The sequence below is a fragment of the Cedecea lapagei genome (assembly GCF_900635955.1).
Lineage (GTDB): Bacteria > Pseudomonadota > Gammaproteobacteria > Enterobacterales > Enterobacteriaceae > Cedecea > Cedecea lapagei.
Window position 1 is genome coordinate 2,654,754 of sequence record NZ_LR134201.1, and the last position, 17,947, is coordinate 2,672,700.

The following is a 17,947-nucleotide window of genomic DNA, read 5'->3' on the forward strand; positions in this document are numbered from 1 at the left end:
CGTTATCCTAACAGGCTGTGAATACGCTGCAGGCCAACGACCAGGCGATCCACTTCTTGCTCGGTATTGTACATGGCAAAAGCAGCACGGCACATGGCGGGCACCTTGTAAAACGCCATCAGCGGCATCGCGCAGTGATGACCCGTGCGAACGGCAATGCCGTAGTTATCGAGGAAGCTGCCGACGTCATAAGCATGGTGTTTACCGAGATTAAACGCGATCACTCCGCGGCGTTCGTCAGGGCCATATATTACGAGGTCAGGAACGGCCTTCAGCGCGTTTTGAGCGTACCTCATTAACGATCGCTCATACTCGCCAATCTCGTTCATACCTAGCCCTTCAACATAGCTCAATGCGGCGCCAAGCCCAATGATGCCTGCCGTGTTGGGCGTACCGGCCTCAAAGCGCCATGGCGCTGCGGCGTAGGTCGTGCCTTCCGTCAGGCTGACTGTGGCAATCATCGAGCCACCGCCTTCCCACGGCGGCATATCCTGAAGAATGCTCTCCCGGACATACAGCACACCGATGCCGGTAGGCCCATAAATTTTATGCCCGGAGAAGAGATAAAAATCGCAATCCAGCGCAGCCACATCGGTCGTGTGGTGCATCACGGCCTGAGCACCGTCCACCAGCACTTTGACGCCGGCATGATGAGCCGTGGCGATCATCTCCTTCACCGGGTTTTCGGTACCAAGCACGTTAGAAACATGCGTAATGGCCAGAAGCTTTGTGCGCTCGTCGATAAGCGTCGGGAAGACGTCAAGCTGCAGCGTGCCGTCCTGATTCAGGGGAATAACCCGCAGCTCCGCGCCGGTGCGCTCACACAGCATCTGCCACGGCACGATGTTCGCGTGGTGCTCCATGGCGCTGATGATAATGTTATCCCCGGCCTGCACGTTAGCGTTGCCCCAGCTGTTGGCGACGAGGTTTATCCCCTCGGTGGTGCCACGCACAAAGACAATTTCTTCCGGTTTAGCGGCGTTGATAAAGCGTGCCGCCTGGCTGCGCACGTTTTCCATCAGCGTGGTGGCTTCTGCACTCAGCGTGTGGATCCCGCGATGCACCGCAGCGTAGCCGTTGCGATAGAACTCAAGCTCGGCATCAATCACCGCCTGTGGTTTCTGCGCGCTGGCAGCACTGTCGAGGTAGGCCAGCGGCTGGCCGTTGACCTCGCGGCCGAGGATCGGAAAATCTGCCCTGACCTGCTCAATAGAAAAACTCATGCCTCGCCCCCTGCAAAGCGCCGGGCGATACGCGCCAGCACCTGCTGTTTTAAGGCCTCGTCGCGGATGCTTTCGGTCAGCTCTGCGGCAAAGGCGAAGATAATCATCTGCTGCGCGGCCTGTTCGCTAATGCCGCGCGAGCGCAGGTAGAACATCTGCTCGTCGTCAATACGTCCGATAGTTGCGCCGTGGCTGCACTTAACGTCATCGGCGTAAATTTCCAGCTGCGGTTTGGTATCCACTTCCGCGAGACGGCCAAGCAGCAGATTGTTGTTGGTCATCTGCCCGTCAGTTTTGATCGCGTGCTGAGCCACTTTGATCATGCCGTTAAACACCGCACGCCCTTTGTCACGCACGATGGTTTTATGCAGCTGACGGCTGTTGCAGTAACCCTTGTTGTGCTCAAGCCAGGTTCGGGTATCGCACACTTCGTTATTCACCGGCAGCGCAAGGCTGTTGATGTGCAGCTGATTGTTCTCGCCGTTGAGCTGCGTGCTGGTGTTGTGGCGCAGCACCGCGGCTCCCAGCAGGAAACTATTGCTGCTCACCGTCGAGTCCCGCTCAATGAGCAGATCGTTATGGGCAAAGTGGTAGCTGGCCGCATTTTCAAACGCCAGCTTATAGTGGCTAAGCTGCGCGTTGGCGGCCACCTCTGCGGTAAACCGCGAGCCGGTAAAATGCGCCGCATCGTCAAGGCTGACAAAGTGTTCGATCACCGTGGCCTGAGCGCCCTGCTCAAGAACCAGATGGTGACGGTAATGCGCTGTCGCCATCTCCTGCCCAGCGCTGCCGCGCGTGATGTGCATAAGCAGCAGGGTTTTCTCAGGCTGTACGTTACGCGCCACGCGGATATGCGTCACCGTCTCCGCCAGGCTTTCAGTGAGGTGCAGGAAGACCTCTCCCTGAACCGGCGCTGGCAGACTCTGGCGATTATCGTCGATGCTAATCTCAAAGCCACTGTCTGCCACACTGTCGCTCAGCTCAGCGCTGAAACGCCCGTCAACAAATACCAGCCGCAGCGCGTCTACCGGCAGGGCCAGTTCGTCACGCTGTGGCCCACTTAGAGGCGACTGTGGGGCGAGCACAAACTGGTTGTTCAGCAAACCGTCGAGCGGGGTGTATTTCCAGTTTTCATGTTTTCGCGTTGGCAGTCCCAGGCGCAGCAGCAGCTGCATATGCTGCTGAGCAACCTGCGAGCGGCTCGTGCCCTGGGCCTCAAACAGGTGATGCCACTGCTGGAGCGCGTTGCCGTTACTGCTGTTCGGTAAGCCAGCCATAACCCTGCTCCTCCAGTTGTTTCACCAGGCTAAAATCGCCAGATTTAACGATGCGCCCCTGATACAGCACGTGAACAAAGTCCGGCTTGATGTAGTCGAGGATACGCTGGTAGTGAGTGACCACGATAAATGAGCGTTTACCGTCGCGCAGCGAGTTAACCCCTTCGGCAACGATCTTCAGGGCATCAATATCCAGCCCGGAGTCGGTTTCATCGAGGATACAAAGCTCAGGCTCCAGCACCGCCATCTGCAGGATATCGTTACGCTTCTTCTCACCACCGGAGAAGCCCACGTTCACCGAACGGGTCAGCAAGTCTTCCGGCATTTGCAGCAGCTTGATTTTCTCTTCCATCAGGTCCTGGAAGTCAAAACGGTCCAGCGACTCAAGACCACGGTACTCACGCACTGCGTTCAGGGCAGTTTGCAGGAAGAACTGGTTGCTGACTCCGGGAATTTCCACCGGGTACTGGAAGGCCATAAAAATACCTTCACCAGAACGATCTTCCGGCGACAGTTCCAGTAAATCTTTACCGTTGAACTGCACCGTTCCGCCGGTCACTTCATAGTCTTCACGCCCGGCAAGCGTGGCGGATAAGGTGCTTTTCCCGGAGCCGTTCGGCCCCATAATGGCGTGAACTTCGCCCGGCTTCACTTCGAGGTTTAAGCCACGCAGGATCTCTTTGTCCTCAACGCTGACCTGTAAATCTTTAATGCTTAACATAGTTTTCCCTTAATCCTTAACCGACGCTGTGTTCGAGGCTGATGGCTAATAATTTTTGTGCTTCCACCGCGAATTCGAGCGGTAACTCTGAGAACACGTCTTTGCAGAATCCGTTGACGATCATTGAGATAGCGTCGTCTTCGCTGATCCCACGCTGCAGGCAGTAGAACAGCTGGTCTTCGCCAATACGCGATGTGGTCGCTTCGTGCTCCAGCTGCGCCATGTTGTTGCGGCACTCCACGTAAGGGAAGGTATGCGCCCCGCTGTCCGGCCCAATCAGCATCGAGTCACACTGGGTGAAGTTGCGGGCATTGGTCGCCGTCGGCATGATTTTCACCAGACCACGGTAGCTGTTCTGGCTGTGGCCGGCAGAGATCCCTTTCGAGATGATCGTCGATTTGGTGTTCTTGCCGATATGGATCATTTTGGTGCCGGTGTCCGCCTGCTGATGGCCGGAGGTGAGCGCCACGGAGAAGAACTCGCCGATGGAGTTGTCGCCACGCAGGATCACGCTTGGGTATTTCCAGGTGATGGCGGAGCCGGTTTCCGACTGTGTCCAGGACATCTTGCTGTTCTCGCCTTCACACAGCGCACGCTTGGTGACGAAGTTCAGGATGCCGCCGGTGTTGTTGTCGCCAGGGAACCAGTTTTGCACCGTGGAGTACTTCACCTCCGCATCACGATGAATAATGACTTCCACTACCGCAGCATGCAGCTGATAGCTGTCACGCACCGGCGCGGAGCAGCCTTCGATATAGCTCACGTAGCTGCCTTCATCCGCGACCAGAATGGTGCGCTCGAACTGCCCGGTCTTCTCCGCGTTGATACGGAAATAGGTGGACAGCTCCATCGGGCAGCGCACGCCTTTAGGGATGTAGATAAAAGTACCGTCTGAAGCCACCGCGGCGTTAAGCGCGGCAAAGAAGTTATCGTTTGAGGGCACCACGGTACCCAGATATTTTTTTACCAGCTCCGGGTAATCGTGAATCGCCTCGCCAAACGAACAGAAGATAATGCCCTGTTCTGAGAGTTTTTCACGGTAGGTGGTCGCCACTGACACGGAGTCAAAGATGGCATCCACGGCCACTTCGCTACCTTCGCGTACCGGCACACCGAGCTGCTTAAAGGCATCTTCTACTTCATTGGTGAGAAACGCATTGGGCGGCTGCTGCACCGCGCCGGGCTGCGACGCGCAGGTGTCATCGCAGCTGCCGCAGGAGGGCGCGGAATAGTAGCTGTAATCCTGATAATTGAGCTTGTCGTAATTCGCTTTCAGCCAGTGCGGCTCTTCCATTTTCAGCCACGCATGGAACGCGTTCAGGCGGAACTCCAGCATCCAGTCCGGTTCGTTGCGACGGGCAGAGATTGCCCGGACCACCTCTTCATTTATGCCTTTTGCCAGCTGCTCAGTTTCCAGCTGGGTGAAAAAGCCCTCTTTATAATTGAGGTTGCCGGTCCAGGTTTTGACATCGTCAGTTGCTTCAGTATTACGAGACATAGTACCGCCTATACCCCAAAACTTTCGCCGCAGCCGCACTCGTGCTGCGCTTTCGGGTTAGTAAATTTAAAGATCTGATTCAGGCCTTCACGCACATAATCGACTTCAGTACCGTCGATAAAAGGCATGGCGGAGAGCGGCACCCACAGGCGTGCGCCGTCGAACTCATAGACCAGGTCGTCCGGCTTCGGCTCGGTTACCGTGTCCAGCACGTAGCCAAAACCTGCACAGCCCGTCTGTTTGATGCTCAGGCGTATGCCCTGTAGCTCGGGCTGTTTTGCGGCCAGGTCGCGAATATGCGCGCTGGCGGCCGGGGTCAGGGTCAACCCCTGCCAGGCAAAATCATTGGGATCAAAGGAACCGGTTTGCACATCCATTCTTCACCTCATTATTCTCTGCGCCAGAAGGCCGATACCCTTATGTTAATGATAACAATTATCAATACAACGCTATGAAAACAGGGGTATTCGCAAAACGCTGTTTTTTTCGGCGCCTGTACTAAGGATAGACCGTCGGCAAACTCTTGCAGATGGCGAAAAGAGCTGTTTAACCCACTGGTGTAAAAGGAAATATCAAAGATGAAAAACGGCTGAGGGCGGCAAGGGAAAAGATGTATAGAAAATATCTATTTATGCGATTGGAGGCGCAAAGAATGTGAAAGGATAACGGCAAAGTACCAACAATTTTCAGATTTCCTGCAGCAGAGGGCAACCGCAGTTCTTTAAACAACCAGTTCGGCCCCCTATCCTGGTTAACAGATAGCAACGTTAACCAGGATAGCTGTTAGCTACAGAGTGGCGTCATTACCACTCAAAGTTGATTGCCGCATTATATGATACGGCTTTGAAGTCCTCGGTATTTGTTGAGATACCGGCTTTTGCAGCAACATTTTCATTGAACCGATACCCGGAGCCAATGGCCATCGCGCTGGTAGACTCATACCCACCTAACGAACCGGAAAGGTTAAACTTGCCGACGCTATAGGGCTGGAAAAGCCCTGAAAGTGCTGACTGGGAAGCAAAGCCACGCTTCATTCTGTTATCCAGCTTATCTACACGGTTGCTGAGATGGTTAAGATCGCCGTTCAGCTGGGTAAGCGAGTTCTGGAACTGAGCATTGCTTCTGGCCTGGCTCTGGTTGATTGCCCCCTGCTGGGTGTTCAAACTTGCCTGATTTTGATTAACAACATCCTGCTGACCGTTGACAGTGGCCTGATTTGCATTTACCTCTGACTGCTGCTGATTTACCGCACTCTGCTGGCTGTTCAGGCTTGTCTGGTTCTCATTCCACTCTGCCTGTTTGACGTTGGTGTTATCCTGCTTGTCATTGAGCGCTTGTTGTTGTTCATTAACCGCTTGCTGCTTTTGAATACTCTCATTCAGCGTTGAATCAATCGTATCAACGTTATTTTTAATATCACCAAAGTTTCCATTGGTTTTGGCAGCATCGGCGTGAGAATTACTGGAAGTTACATCCGAAGACCAGTCTCCCCATTCAGCAGCGGTAGCAGAATGACCGATTAATAATCCGGAAAACAAAAATGATAAAAAAATTTTATTTTTCATAAAATGCCACTCCATTTTTATAATTGAAAGTTTTACTGCGCGGCAAAATTATTCACAAATGAAATTAACAAGGCAACAGAGAAGTCATTAACAGAAAAATCATAAATTCAAAAAAACACAACACAAAAACCACATTCAACACATTGAAAAACATGAATAAAACAAGACAATAAAAACAATTCAAAGATAAAAAAACAGCAATTTAATACTGGATTTTCAGAATCCACCCCGGGCAAAAATGGTAAAATAAACAGCGCTGGAAAATTAAAATTTAAGATAAGTAAATAAAGCCAAAAACATCCCAGAATCCTCTCCTGAAAAATATGAAGAGTCTTTTTACTCCTCTTCATTACGACGCGCACTTTCACACTCTAAATCAGAGCCTGAAGGACCCATCGCTTTTTATAAAACATGCTCTATCGGCGGTATTCAAAAGTGCTTATCCCCCAAAGCTTTAACAGTATTATTATTGTCCTGCAGACGCTTCCATCTGCCCTGAACTTAGAGAGAGATAAAAATATTTTGATTTATCAGCTATCCTCCTGTTAAGGAAAAAGGAGTTTAGCCAGATGTTGAAAATGATAATGGTCACCGCCCGCGACCGCGCGAGGCTGCAGGAAATCACCGGCGTTCTTTTCCGCTACGGATTGCAGGACATTGTACAGCTCTTGGGGTTGTCTTCACTGCATAACAGACTCCGTAGCAGCAATATCCATGATGCAATGCCGATGCCGCAGCGCCTTTGCGCTGCGCTTGAGGAGCTGGGTCCAACTTTCGTAAAACTTGGGCAGATCCTTTCCACCCGCAGCGACCTTCTTGAGCCCGCATGGACTCAAGCATTAAGCCAGCTGAACTCAGGCGCCAACCCGCTCCCCTGGTCACAGCTTGAATCTCAGGTCATCGAAACGCTTGGCGCTGCTCCTGCAGAGGTTTTTGCCTCTTTTAACGAAACACCTCTCGCCAGCGGCTCAATAGCGCAAATCCACCGGGCCAGACTAAAAAACGGCGAAGACGTTATCGTCAAAATCCAGCGTCCCGGCATAGAAACTACCGTCAAAGCAGACCTTCGCCTGCTCCGTTATCTCGCTGAAAGCCTTGAGCAGCAGAGCGAAACGCTGGCACGCTTTCAGCCGGTGATGCTGGTACGTTATCTGGAGAATGCGCTACATCAGGAGCTGGATTTTTGCCATGAAGCGGCCAATGGCGAAAAGGTTTATCAATTCTTTGCTGATTCTGACGAGATCGTTATTCCAGAGATCTATTGGGAGTGGTGTAGCCCAACGTTGATGGTGCAGGCATTTTTGCCCGGCGTTTCGCCGGAAGACGGCAGCCAGCTTGCGGCCGCAGGTTTTGACGGCCCTCTTCTGGCAAGGATTGGCGCGAAAGCATTTATCGATATGCTTTTTGAGCTGCGGATTTACCACGCCGATCCCCATCCTGGAAACGTGATGGCGCTGGAAGGCAACCGGGTCGGTTTTATTGATTTCGGGATGGTCGGCACCCTGAGCGCGGAAAGGCGAGATGAGCTGCTGTCGCTGATTTACGCCATTAGCGAGCGTGACGCCAGCGGCATTGTCGATGCCCTTATTGTCTGGAGCGATCAGAATTCACTCAATCTCACCGAACTGGAGCTGGCGGCAAGCTATTTCCTGCAGAAGCAGGGCAACCTCAGATTGCAGTTGGGGAAAGCGCTGACCGATATGCTTTCCACCGCCAGGGAATTCCGCCTGGCGCTGCCTCCCGACCTTGTTTTGCTTTTTAAGGCGCTGATCACCGCGGACGGCGTGCTGCTGAGAATGGATCCGCAGTTCGATATCATCAGTATCCTGCGGCCGGTGATCAAAAAGGAGATGTTTAAACGTTATGCCCGCACGGGTAGCCGTAAACGGCTGCTCAGGTTAGGTAACCGGCTTCTTGACGGCGGGGATGCACTCCCGCAAACCTTACGTTTGGTGATGCAGAGGCTACGCCACGGTAAATTACATGCGGACATTAACGTAGAGAATATTAGCCAGTTAGGTAAGTCGCTTGAATGCGCGGCATCAACCCTGGCTCTGGCGATTGTCATTGCCGCACTGCTGATAGTGGTCACGCCGTGGCTGTTTGGCCTGAATATAGCGCTATTCGGTATCCCGCTCTTCCCTGCGCTCGCCCTATTGTGCGGCATTGCAGGGAGCGCCTGGCTGGTTTTTCGGCTTTTAAGGCAGTGAACTTAGCCCCAGCTGAGTGACTTTCTTGCTCGACGGGGCCAAAGATCAGCTATCACCCAGCGACTCGCGCAAATCAGACACCTGCTCTTTGGTGACGTTATCATCGGCAACCAGCCCAAGCTTTTTACCGGTCTTATCGTAAAGGTAGAGATAATCATAGGCGCCGCCCTGAACAAAGTAACGATGCTGTTGAACGATAAGATCTCCCTGATACGTGCCGCTACCCACCTGGCATATCAGGCTACCGTCCGTAATATAGCTCGCCTGGCGGCTGGCAATATCCAGGGCATGGACGGCCGCAGAGGTTGCCCAGGCGCTGCTTTCGAAATAGAGCGTTTTCGCGTCCAGCGAGAGCTTAAGATTGGTAAAACCATCAAGGTTTATCTTAGGATCATCATCAGGCACCGCGGCCAGCAGAATCTCCGGCTTGCCGGAGATCGTATTTTGGGCGGTAATTTGAACCCCACCTACGTAATCCTCCGTGTCTTTCGTGCTCGCCTCGCCCTGAATGCTATAAACCATTTGCCCACCGGGGGCGGTGACTTTTTCTACCGATGAAAGAGCAGCGGCAGCAGAAAATGGAATAAACATTACCGCTGATAAAATTCTTAGATTAATTTTTCCACTTTTTGTGAGAAAGCCAATTTAACCATGCCGCAGCATCGGGTAAGTAAACAGCAATAAATGGGTGATATTCAGCCCGACGTGAAACGCGACGGCAACCCACAGCCGCCCACTCCACATCCATGCCAGGCCATAAATAAGGCCAGCAAGCGCAGCAAAAATAATCAGCAGGGGCCCACCAGCAAAATGGAGTCCGCCGAATATCGCGGCAGATATAATCAGCGCAAACACTGGATGCATAAATCCGGACAAACGCTGCTGGAGATAGCCACGGAATAATGCCTCTTCCGCCAGAGAAACAAAGAAGATATTGGCGAACAGGAAGGGCAGCAGCCACTGAGGTGCGTGCGGTTCAATCTTCAACCCACCCAGCGCTACCGCCAGCAGCAATAATCCCGGAATCACAGCAACCAGCAAAAGCCACCAGGGCTTAGCGGGCTGATATTTTGGCTCGCTGACAAACAGCGACTTCATCACCACCAGCAGAATAAAGGGCACCAGCGCTTTATCGAAATTGTAATACATGGAGAACGGTGCGCTTTGCGGCCCGGCGACTACCGAGTCCAGCACCTTTGGATTATGAAAGCCGGGAATAACGTGAATTGTCATGCCCACGGCAGCCGCCACCAGCAAAAACTCAAGCGCGTAGCTGATGGGCTTTCTGCCTCCAGCTTTCAGATAAGCCAGCGCAAGAACAATAACGACAGCGAGAGAAACAAGCGCCCGCCAGTCCAGCACACCGTCAACGGCGCCCCAAACCACGGTTGCCAGTAATAATCCGAGGGAGATCTTTTTATTAAATTGCAAAACCAACAAGGCCGCAGCCAGTAATAACCACATAGTTTGTCCTTAAGCTAATAAACATCCTGTTCTGGGCTTTTTATCAAAGTTAACCGGGGATATATAGTTTTTTTAGAAAATGATAACAAGCAGAAACTACAGGCGGTAGCCCACCCCCCTGAAGACGGGGCGTGGGATTATTTTAACCGATGACTTACACCACCGCCGTCGTCAGGCGGGAAGTGCAGCACAGCTGGTCCTGCTGATCGTAGATATCAATTTGCCACACCTGATGACGGCGGCCCGCATGCACCGCGCGGCAAACGCCGCGCACAATACCGTCGCGCGCTGAGCGGAGGTGGTTGGCGTTCACCTCCAGGCCGACAACCTTCTGGTCGCCTTCGGTGCACAGATAGCCCGCCACCGAGCCCAGCGTTTCCGCCAGCACCACCGATGCGCCGCCGTGCAGCAGGCCAAACGGCTGCCGGGTGCGCTCATCCACCGGCATGGTGGCCTCTATTTCGTTGTCATCAAAACGCGTAAATTCAATGCCTACATGGCCAACCATATTGTTCGCGCCCATTTTGTTGAGCGCGGCAAGCGTAGCTTCACGTCGCCAAATCATCCGATAATCTCCAGAAGAGCCTGTAATGGATGCCGTACGCCGTTGCCCTCAACGCGCTTGACCTGGCTGCGGCAGGAGTAGCCGGTCGCCAGACAGCGGTTGCGCGGCAGGCGTTGCATCGCCTGATGCCAGGATAGTTCATAGATGCCCAATGAATTGGCGAGATTTTTCACCTCGTGACCGTAGGTGCCGGCCATGCCGCAGCAGCCAACGCTTACGCTTTCGAGCTTCGCGCCAAAACGAGCAAAAATTCCGGCCCACTGGTTCGGTGCAGCCGGTAGAGCAGTGACTTCGGTACAGTGGCCAAACAGGTACCAGGCTTCGCCGGGTGCTTCCTGTACGGCTCTCTCTTTCAGCGCAGACTGGAGCCATTCGTGCACCAGCTGAACCTGAAAATCACCGCGTTCTTCACCTAATGTCTGTTTATATTCATCGCGATAGCACAGAACCAAAGCAGGGTCGACGCCGACCATCGGCATACCGAGCTTCGCAATGCGGTTCAGGAATTCCGAGGTTTTGCTCGCCGTACGCGCAAAACGCTGCAGGAACCCTTTAATGTGCTGAGCTTTACCGTTCGGTGAGAACGGCAGTACCACCGGCTCATAGCCCAGCTTATCGGCAAGCTTAATAAAGTCCGCCACAACCTGAGCATCGTAGTAGCTGGTGAAAGGATCCTGCACGACGAGCACCGTTTTTGCCCGCCGCTCGTCAGAATAGCGCTCCAGCTGCTCCAGCGTCGTGTTGGCGGAGCGGTGGCCGACCATCTGCTGCTGCAGCGTCGGCGTGGACAGCATCGGCAGGTCAACCATACCGATATGCTTGCGGGACAGATTCTGCACCCACGGCTGGCTCATAAAGAAGTTAAAGGTTTTCGGCGCTCGCGCCATCAGCGGCGCATAGCTCTCAACCGAGGCAACCACGTGGTCCCGCAGCGGGCGCAGATAGCGCGTGTGGTAAAGCTGCAGAAAACGGGAGCGGAATTCCGGCACGTCGATTTTAATCGGACACTGCGTGGAGCAGGCTTTACACGCCAGACAGCCGGACATCGCCTCTTTCACTTCGTGCGAAAAATCGTATTCGCCCTTGCCGGCATGCCAGGAGTTTCGGGTACGCTCGATAAGGCCTCGAAGGCTGGCGCGCTGCTCCGGAAGCTGTTTCTCAAGCTTAAGCGGATCAACGCCTCGCTCGGCCAGCAGGCGCAGCCATTCGCGGGTCAGCGTGGCTCGCCCCTTTGGGGAGTGGATGCGGTTGCTTGAGATCTTCATCGACGGGCACATCGGGCTTTTCACGTCGAAGTTAAAGCACAGCCCGTTACCGTTACACTCCATCGCGCCGCGCCATGAGGTACGCACCGCAATAGGGATTTGCCGGTCAAACGTCCCGCGTTTTACGGCATCAACCTGCATCATCGGGTCATCCACGCCGAGCGGCGGACAGATTTTGCCGGGGTTAAGGCGGTTGTCCGGATCAAAGGCTGCCTTAATGCGGCGCAGCTCTTCATACAGCGTTTCGCCGAAGAAGGCCGGACTGTATTCGGCGCGGAACCCTTTACCGTGCTCCCCCCACAGTAGACCGCCGTATTTCGCCGTCAGCTCCACCACGTCGTCAGAGATACTTTTCATCAGCACCTCCTGCTGCGGATCGCACATGTCCAGCGCCGGACGAACATGAAGTACGCCAGCATCGACGTGGCCAAACATCCCATAGCTCAGGCTATGGCTGTCCAGCAAGGCACGGAACTCCACGATGTAGTCCGCGAGGTGCTGCGGCGGCACGCAGGTATCTTCGGCAAACGGAATCGGTTTTGCCAGCCCTTTGGCGTTCCCCAGCAGGCCCACGGCCTTTTTACGCATACCGTAAATTTTTTCGATGCCGGCCAGTTCATCGCATACCTGCCAGCCAATCACGCCGCCGTCGCCTGCGGCCATCAAAGCATCAAGGCGAGCGCATAACGCAGTCACCTGGCCATCGATAAGCTCTTTATCGTCCCCGGCGAACTCAACGATGTTCAGGCCAAGCATCTCTTTATCCGGCACGTCGGTAATCAATTCGCTGACCGAATGCCAGACGATATCTTCCCGCGCCAGGTTCAATACTTTGGAATCGACGGTTTCAACCGACAACGCCCTGGCATCAACCATAAAAGGGGCATTGCGCAGCGCTGAGTCAAAAGAGTCATATTTCACGTTCACCAGACGGCGCACCTTCGGCAAACGGGTGATATCCAGCTTCGCCTCGGTGATAAACGCCAGCGTGCCCTCGGAACCGGTCAGAATCCTCGTTAAATCGAACTTGCTCAGATCGTCATTAAACACATGACGCAGATCGTAGCCGGTGAGGAAGCGGTTCAGCTTAGGGAATTTATCGATAATCAGCTGACGTTGTTCGCGGCAGCGCTCAAGTACCGTGCGGTAGATTTTTCCGCTGGTTGTCTCTTCGCGGCCCAGCTCTTCGGCAAGCGGCGTCGCCATCTGGTGGGTATCCAGAATTTCACCGTCCATCAGTACGGCGCGCACACCCAGCACGTGATCGGAAGTTTTGCCATACACCAGAGAGCCCTGCCCGGAGGCATCGGTATTAATCATCCCGCCCAGCGTGGCGCGGTTGCTGGTCGAAAGCTCCGGCGCGAAGAAATAGCCATGTGGCTTAAGGAACTGGTTGAGCTGATCTTTAATCACGCCCGCTTCCACCCGCACCCAGCCCTGTTCGGGGTTGATTTCGATAATGCGGTTCATATAGCGGGACATATCCACCACAATGCCGCCGTTCAGCGACTGGCCGTTGGTGCCTGTTCCGCCGCCGCGAGGGGTAAAGATCAGCGATTTAAAGCGCTCTTCAGACGCTACCCGGGCGATAAGCGTCACGTCAGCGGTTGAACGCGGAAACAGCACCGCATCCGGCAGCAGCTGGTAGATGCTGTTGTCGGTCGCCATGGTCAGGCGGTCCGCGTAGCTGGTGGCGGTATCGCCGGTAAAGCCCTGTTGCTCCAGTGATGCTAAATAGCTGAGCACCAGCTGAACGACGCCAGGTGCCTGAGAAATTTGTGGGATCATTGACGGGTCGACCCTGTGTTGCGTAGTAAGAGTTATCGTTTGCGTGTCTGTTTTGTTTTTATCATATTCCGTCAGGATTTGCGGCTGTTATTTCAGATAACACGATGCGAATTCCGCCTGTCAAAAATCGAGGAAATACATCATCATTGTAATATCGCCATGCGAATTCAGCGCAGGTGCATTTTATTGAGGTGATTCTTTCTATGATCAAAGTCAGTCAGCCAAAGGATCTGCTGCAGATCCTGCTGTCCGTGCTGTTTATTTCGGTGATGATTATCGCCTGTCTGTGGATCGTGCGTCCCTTTGTTTTAGGCTTCGCCTGGGCCGGGACTATCGTGATTGCCACCTGGCCGCTGCTCATCAAACTGCAAAATCTGCTGTGGGGAAAACGCTCGCTGGCGGTGCTGGTGATGACGCTGCTCCTGCTGATGCTGTTCGTTATCCCGATTGCCATGCTGGTCAACAGCCTGGTGGACAACAGCGGTCCGGTCATTAACTGGGCGACAAAAGGCCATATGGAGCTGCCGACCTTTGAGTGGCTGCACAGCATTCCGCTCATTGGCGACAAACTTTACAGCGGCTGGAATACACTGGTCAGCAGCGGCGGCAGCGCGATTATGGAAAAAGTCCGTCCGTATATCGGCACCACCACCAGCTGGTTCCTCGGCCAGGCCGTGCATATCGGTACCCTGCTGATGCACCTTGGCCTGATGCTGCTGTTCAGCGTGCTGCTCTATGCGAAGGGTGAAACGTTGGGTAACGGGATTCGCCACTTTGCCTTCCGTCTGGCGGATAAACGAGGGGATGCCGCCGTGCTGCTGGCCGGTCAGGCCATCCGCGCCGTGGCGCTGGGCGTCGTCGTCACCGCGCTGGTTCAGGGCGTGCTGGGCGGTATTGGTCTGGCGGTATCGGGAATTCCTTATGCAGCCCTGCTAACGGTGCTGATGGTGCTTAGCTGCCTGATTCAGCTTGGCCCGCTGGTGATTCTGGTGCCGGCGATTATCTGGCTTTACTGGAGCGGAGATACTACATGGGGCACGGTGCTGCTGGTCTGGAGCTGCGTCGTTGGCACCATGGATAACGTGATCCGCCCGATGCTGATCCGCATGGGCGCAGACCTGCCGATGATCCTGATTCTCTCCGGCGTTATCGGCGGATTAATCGCCTTCGGGATGATTGGCCTGTTTATCGGCCCGGTGCTGCTGGCCGTCTCATACCGACTGATTTCGGTCTGGATGCATGAGGCCCCGGCGCCGCAGGACGACCCGCAAGAGGTGGTTGAGCTGCTTGAAGAGCAGGAGACGCTCAGCGTCAAAAAATAATGTTCTCCACTCCCCCATCTGCATGGGGGAGTGATTCCACTCAAATGATTAATGACACTAATCAATAACGTTCTATTTCCTCGCCATTCCGGCCGTTAAAGCGCCTTCACCCAATGATTCTGGCTTCGTTCCTTTACCTTTGATTAACGATTGAGACGAATCTGAGTGACGCCGCGTAACCAGATGCCTACTATTTAACTCACGGTTATGAATCAACACGTTGATTTATAAGCATCGAAATCCCCTGAGTGAAACAACGAATTGCTGTGTGTAGTCTTTGCCCATCTTGATGATGGGCTTTTTTTTTAGGGTGAGTTTATCCGGATACGCAGCAGCTCGAGGCCATATCACGCGATAAAGATGCCGCGTGGTGCGAAGCCATTATTTCCGGCATAAAGGATTTGATTAAGCGGGGATGATGGCAGCCCCGGTGAATTTCCCAACGCGAGGCGGAAAGATACCGGGGCTAAGCCCTCTCCTGGTCAGGAGAGGGATGAAGCGTTACTTTTTCAGCTCGGCAAGGCTCAGCCAGGTCTGCACTACGGTGTCCGGGTTCAGGGAGAGACTGTCAATCCCCTCCTCCATCAGCCAGGCCGCGAAGTCTTCATGGTCGGAAGGCCCCTGACCGCAGATCCCTACATATTTGCCCTGTTTCTTCGCAGCTTTAATCGCCATCGACAGCAGCGCTTTCACCGCATCGTTACGCTCGTCAAACAGTTCGGAAACCACGCCAGAATCACGGTCCAGGCCCAGCGCAAGCTGCGTCATATCGTTGGAGCCGATAGAGAAACCATCGAAATATTGCAGGAACTCGTCCGCCAGCAGGGCGTTGGACGGGATCTCGCACATCATGATGATCTTAAGCCCGTTCTCACCGCGCTTCAGGCCCTGGCGCTCCAGCTCTTCAACAACCGCTTTCGCCTGGGCAACGGTACGCACAAACGGCACCATCACTTCGACGTTAGTCAGGCCCATTTCGTTACGCACGCGCTTCATCGCCGCACATTCCAGCGCGAAGCAGTCACGGAAGCTGTCCGCCACGTAGCGACCGGCGCCGCGGAAGCCCAGCATTGGGTTCTCCTCTTCCGGCTCATAACGCTCGCCGCCGACAAGGTTGGCGTATTCGTTAGACTTAAAGTCGGAAAGACGCACGATCACTCGCTTCGGCCAGAACGCCGCGCCCAGGGTGGCGATCCCTTCCGTCAGGCGACCAACGTAGAACTCAACCGGGTCGTCATAGCCTTTCATCATCGAGCGGATCTCAGCCTGCAGGGCGGGCTCCTGCTGGTCGAACTCCAGCAGCGCGCGCGGGTGCACGCCAATCATACGGTTGATGATAAATTCCAGGCGAGCAAGGCCAACGCCCTCGTTTGGCAGGCAGGCGAAGTCAAATGCACGATCCGGGTTACCGACGTTCATCATGATTTTCAGCGGCAGGTCCGGCATCGCGTCAACCGTTGAGCTCTTCACGGTGAAGTCGAGAATTTCAGCGTAAACGTAGCCGGTATCGCCTTCGGCGCAGGATACGGTCACGTTCTGGCCCTCTGTCATGCGCTCGGTGGCATCGCCGCAGCCCACAACGGCAGGGATGCCAAGCTCACGTGCGATGATCGCCGCATGGCAGGTACGCCCGCCGCGGTTGGTGACAATCGCCGCCGCTTTTTTCATGATCGGTTCCCAGTCCGGGTCGGTCATGTCGGTGACCAGTACGTCGCCCGGCTGAATGCGGTTCATTTCGCTGATGTCGTGGATGACTTTTACCGGGCCTGCGCCGATGCGGTGACCAATCGCGCGACCTTCCGCCACAATCTGCCCCTGGGCGTGCAGCTGGTAGCGCTCCATCACCTGCCCCTGAGAACGCACGGTTTCCGGGCGAGCCTGAACGATAAACAGCTTGCCGGTATGGCCGTCTTTAGCCCACTCGATATCCATCGGGCGGCCATAATGTTTTTCAATCTGTACGGCCTGCTTAGCCAGCTCCTGAATCTCTTCGGGAGTGATGCTGAAGCGGTCGCGGTCGGCTTCCGGCACGTCTTCAATACGTACCTGCTTACCGTGTTCCTGAGTCGGCGCATAGACCATGCGGATTTTTTTAGACCCCATGGTGCGGCGAACAATGGCCGGATTGCCAGCTTCAAGCGTTGGCTTGTGCACGTAGAATTCATCCGGGTTAACCGCACCCTGCACCACCATTTCCCCGAGACCCCACGCGGCGGTAATAAACACCACCTGATCGAAACCAGATTCGGTATCGATGGAGAACATCACCCCGGAAGAGGCCAGGTCGGAGCGCACCATACGCTGAACGCCAGCGGAGAGCGCCACGCCACGGTGGTCGTAGCCCTGATGCACACGGTAGGAGATCGCACGGTCGTTAAACAGCGAGGCGAAGACGTGCTTCACCGCCACCAGCACGGCATCAAAGCCCTGGACGTTGAGGAAGGTTTCTTGTTGCCCGGCAAAGGAGGCGTCCGGCATGTCTTCCGCGGTGGCGGAAGAACGCACCGCAAAGGAGGCTTTAGCATCATCGGAAGAGAGCGTTTCATAGGCTTCTCGGATGGCCTCTTCCAGCTCGGGCTGGAAAGGCGTATCAATAATCCACTGGCGAATTTGGGCCCCGGCTTTCGCCAGTGCGCTAACGTCGTCAATATCGGTTTTATCCAGCAGCTCATAAATACGCTGGTTCACGCCGCTCTGGTCGAGAAACAGGTTAAACGCATCGGCGGTAGTGGCAAAACCGTTCGGGACGGAAACACCTACGCCCGAAAGGTTGGTAATCATTTCACCCAGGGAGGCATTTTTGCCCCCGACCCTGTCTACATCATTCATGCCGAGTTGGTTATACCAAAGCACCAGCGATGACGAGCCGTTATTGGACATCGAAACAATCCTTTTTTAAATGAATGGGTACAAGAAACACCAGACTTCGTATTTAGCTTTGCATATTATGAGGGGGGAATGAAACCAGTGAATCGTTCAAGCAAAATAAAATATGAGATTTTCGGATAGATCCGCTCATTTCATAAACCATTGATTATCATATAATCCT

The 17,947-nt window shown here is 54.3% G+C and carries 13 protein-coding genes and 1 other RNA gene; 3 read left to right on the plus strand and 11 right to left on the minus strand.

Annotated features, from left to right (window positions below; translation table 11 throughout):
* Positions 1–2 precede the first annotated feature (2 nt).
* The 6 genes from sufS to EL098_RS23280 all read right to left on the minus strand — a co-directional run bounded on the left by sufS (position 3) and on the right by EL098_RS23280 (position 6,284).
* On the minus strand, positions 3–1,223 hold the full coding sequence (gene sufS / locus EL098_RS12805; protein ID WP_126356557.1) for a cysteine desulfurase SufS: 1,221 nt from the start codon (positions 1,221–1,223) through the stop codon (positions 3–5).
* On the minus strand, positions 1,220–2,500 hold the full coding sequence (gene sufD / locus EL098_RS12810; protein WP_126356558.1) for a Fe-S cluster assembly protein SufD: 1,281 nt from the start codon (positions 2,498–2,500) through the stop codon (positions 1,220–1,222). The genes sufS and sufD overlap by 4 nt, the downstream gene beginning before the upstream one ends.
* Positions 2,475–3,221: a Fe-S cluster assembly ATPase SufC gene (gene sufC, locus EL098_RS12815; RefSeq protein ID WP_126356559.1), complete on the minus strand. Its 747-nt coding sequence runs from the start codon at positions 3,219–3,221 to the stop codon at positions 2,475–2,477. The genes sufD and sufC overlap by 26 nt, the downstream gene beginning before the upstream one ends.
* Positions 3,222–3,237: 16 nt before the next feature.
* On the minus strand, positions 3,238–4,719 hold the full coding sequence (gene sufB, locus EL098_RS12820) for a Fe-S cluster assembly protein SufB (RefSeq protein ID WP_126356560.1): 1,482 nt from the start codon (positions 4,717–4,719) through the stop codon (positions 3,238–3,240).
* An 8-nt stretch (positions 4,720–4,727) separates the two neighbouring features.
* Complete coding sequence (sufA, locus tag EL098_RS12825; protein ID WP_126356561.1) at positions 4,728–5,096, minus strand: Fe-S cluster assembly scaffold SufA; 369 nt, start codon at positions 5,094–5,096, stop codon at positions 4,728–4,730.
* A gap of 426 nt (positions 5,097–5,522) precedes the next feature.
* Complete coding sequence (locus EL098_RS23280; protein WP_232012213.1) at positions 5,523–6,284, minus strand: YadA-like family protein; 762 nt, start codon at positions 6,282–6,284, stop codon at positions 5,523–5,525.
* Between the two features lie 569 nt (positions 6,285–6,853).
* Between EL098_RS23280 and EL098_RS12835 the strand changes: the two genes are divergently transcribed.
* Complete coding sequence (locus EL098_RS12835) at positions 6,854–8,494, plus strand: ABC1 kinase family protein (RefSeq protein WP_126356562.1); 1,641 nt, start codon at positions 6,854–6,856, stop codon at positions 8,492–8,494.
* 45 nt (positions 8,495–8,539) lie between these two features.
* On the opposite strand, the gene EL098_RS12840 is transcribed toward EL098_RS12835, so the two are convergent.
* The 4 genes from EL098_RS12840 to ydiJ all read right to left on the minus strand — a co-directional run bounded on the left by EL098_RS12840 (position 8,540) and on the right by ydiJ (position 13,576).
* Positions 8,540–9,016 (minus strand): hypothetical protein, encoded by a 477-nt coding sequence (locus tag EL098_RS12840; RefSeq protein WP_126356563.1) that lies wholly within the window; start codon positions 9,014–9,016, stop codon positions 8,540–8,542.
* Between the two features lie 123 nt (positions 9,017–9,139).
* Positions 9,140–9,958 (minus strand): CPBP family intramembrane glutamic endopeptidase, encoded by an 819-nt coding sequence (locus EL098_RS12845; RefSeq protein WP_126356564.1) that lies wholly within the window; start codon positions 9,956–9,958, stop codon positions 9,140–9,142.
* Positions 9,959–10,112: 154 nt separating this feature from the next.
* Positions 10,113–10,523, minus strand: coding sequence for a 1,4-dihydroxy-2-naphthoyl-CoA hydrolase (gene menI, locus EL098_RS12850; protein ID WP_126356565.1), 411 nt, complete (start codon positions 10,521–10,523; stop codon positions 10,113–10,115).
* A complete protein-coding gene (ydiJ, locus tag EL098_RS12855; protein WP_126356566.1) occupies positions 10,520–13,576 on the minus strand; it encodes a D-2-hydroxyglutarate dehydrogenase YdiJ in 3,057 nt (1,018 codons plus the stop codon). The genes menI and ydiJ overlap by 4 nt, the downstream gene beginning before the upstream one ends.
* Positions 13,577–13,779: 203 nt before the next feature.
* On the opposite strand from ydiJ, the gene ydiK reads away from it, so the two are divergent.
* Both ydiK and rprA read left to right on the plus strand, forming a co-directional pair.
* Positions 13,780–14,898 (plus strand): AI-2E family transporter YdiK, encoded by a 1,119-nt coding sequence (ydiK, locus tag EL098_RS12860; RefSeq protein ID WP_126356567.1) that lies wholly within the window; start codon positions 13,780–13,782, stop codon positions 14,896–14,898.
* 201 nt (positions 14,899–15,099) lie between these two features.
* An RNA gene (rprA, locus tag EL098_RS12865) (antisense sRNA RprA) lies at positions 15,100–15,206 on the plus strand.
* A gap of 193 nt (positions 15,207–15,399) precedes the next feature.
* On the opposite strand, the gene ppsA is transcribed toward rprA, so the two are convergent.
* Positions 15,400–17,778, minus strand: coding sequence for a phosphoenolpyruvate synthase (ppsA, locus tag EL098_RS12870; protein WP_126356569.1), 2,379 nt, complete (start codon positions 17,776–17,778; stop codon positions 15,400–15,402).
* Positions 17,779–17,947: the final 169 nt, after the last annotated feature.

What these genes read in the sequence shown, in the direction of transcription:
- sufS (WP_126356557.1), bottom strand. Translation starts at nt 1,223, where the DNA reads ATGAGTTTTTCTATTGAGCAGGTCAGGGCAGATTTTCCGATCCTCGGC.
- sufD (WP_126356558.1), bottom strand. Translation starts at nt 2,500, where the DNA reads ATGGCTGGCTTACCGAACAGCAGTAACGGCAACGCGCTCCAGCAGTGG.
- sufC (WP_126356559.1), bottom strand. Translation starts at nt 3,221, where the DNA reads ATGTTAAGCATTAAAGATTTACAGGTCAGCGTTGAGGACAAAGAGATC.
- sufB (WP_126356560.1), bottom strand. Translation starts at nt 4,719, where the DNA reads ATGTCTCGTAATACTGAAGCAACTGACGATGTCAAAACCTGGACCGGC.
- sufA (WP_126356561.1), bottom strand. Translation starts at nt 5,096, where the DNA reads ATGGATGTGCAAACCGGTTCCTTTGATCCCAATGATTTTGCCTGGCAG.
- EL098_RS23280 (WP_232012213.1), bottom strand. Translation starts at nt 6,284, where the DNA reads ATGAAAAATAAAATTTTTTTATCATTTTTGTTTTCCGGATTATTAATC.
- EL098_RS12835 (WP_126356562.1), top strand. Translation starts at nt 6,854, where the DNA reads ATGTTGAAAATGATAATGGTCACCGCCCGCGACCGCGCGAGGCTGCAG.
- EL098_RS12840 (WP_126356563.1), bottom strand. Translation starts at nt 9,016, where the DNA reads ATGGTTTATAGCATTCAGGGCGAGGCGAGCACGAAAGACACGGAGGAT.
- EL098_RS12845 (WP_126356564.1), bottom strand. Translation starts at nt 9,958, where the DNA reads ATGTGGTTATTACTGGCTGCGGCCTTGTTGGTTTTGCAATTTAATAAA.
- menI (WP_126356565.1), bottom strand. Translation starts at nt 10,523, where the DNA reads ATGATTTGGCGACGTGAAGCTACGCTTGCCGCGCTCAACAAAATGGGC.
- ydiJ (WP_126356566.1), bottom strand. Translation starts at nt 13,576, where the DNA reads ATGATCCCACAAATTTCTCAGGCACCTGGCGTCGTTCAGCTGGTGCTC.
- ydiK (WP_126356567.1), top strand. Translation starts at nt 13,780, where the DNA reads ATGATCAAAGTCAGTCAGCCAAAGGATCTGCTGCAGATCCTGCTGTCC.
- ppsA (WP_126356569.1), bottom strand. Translation starts at nt 17,778, where the DNA reads ATGTCCAATAACGGCTCGTCATCGCTGGTGCTTTGGTATAACCAACTC.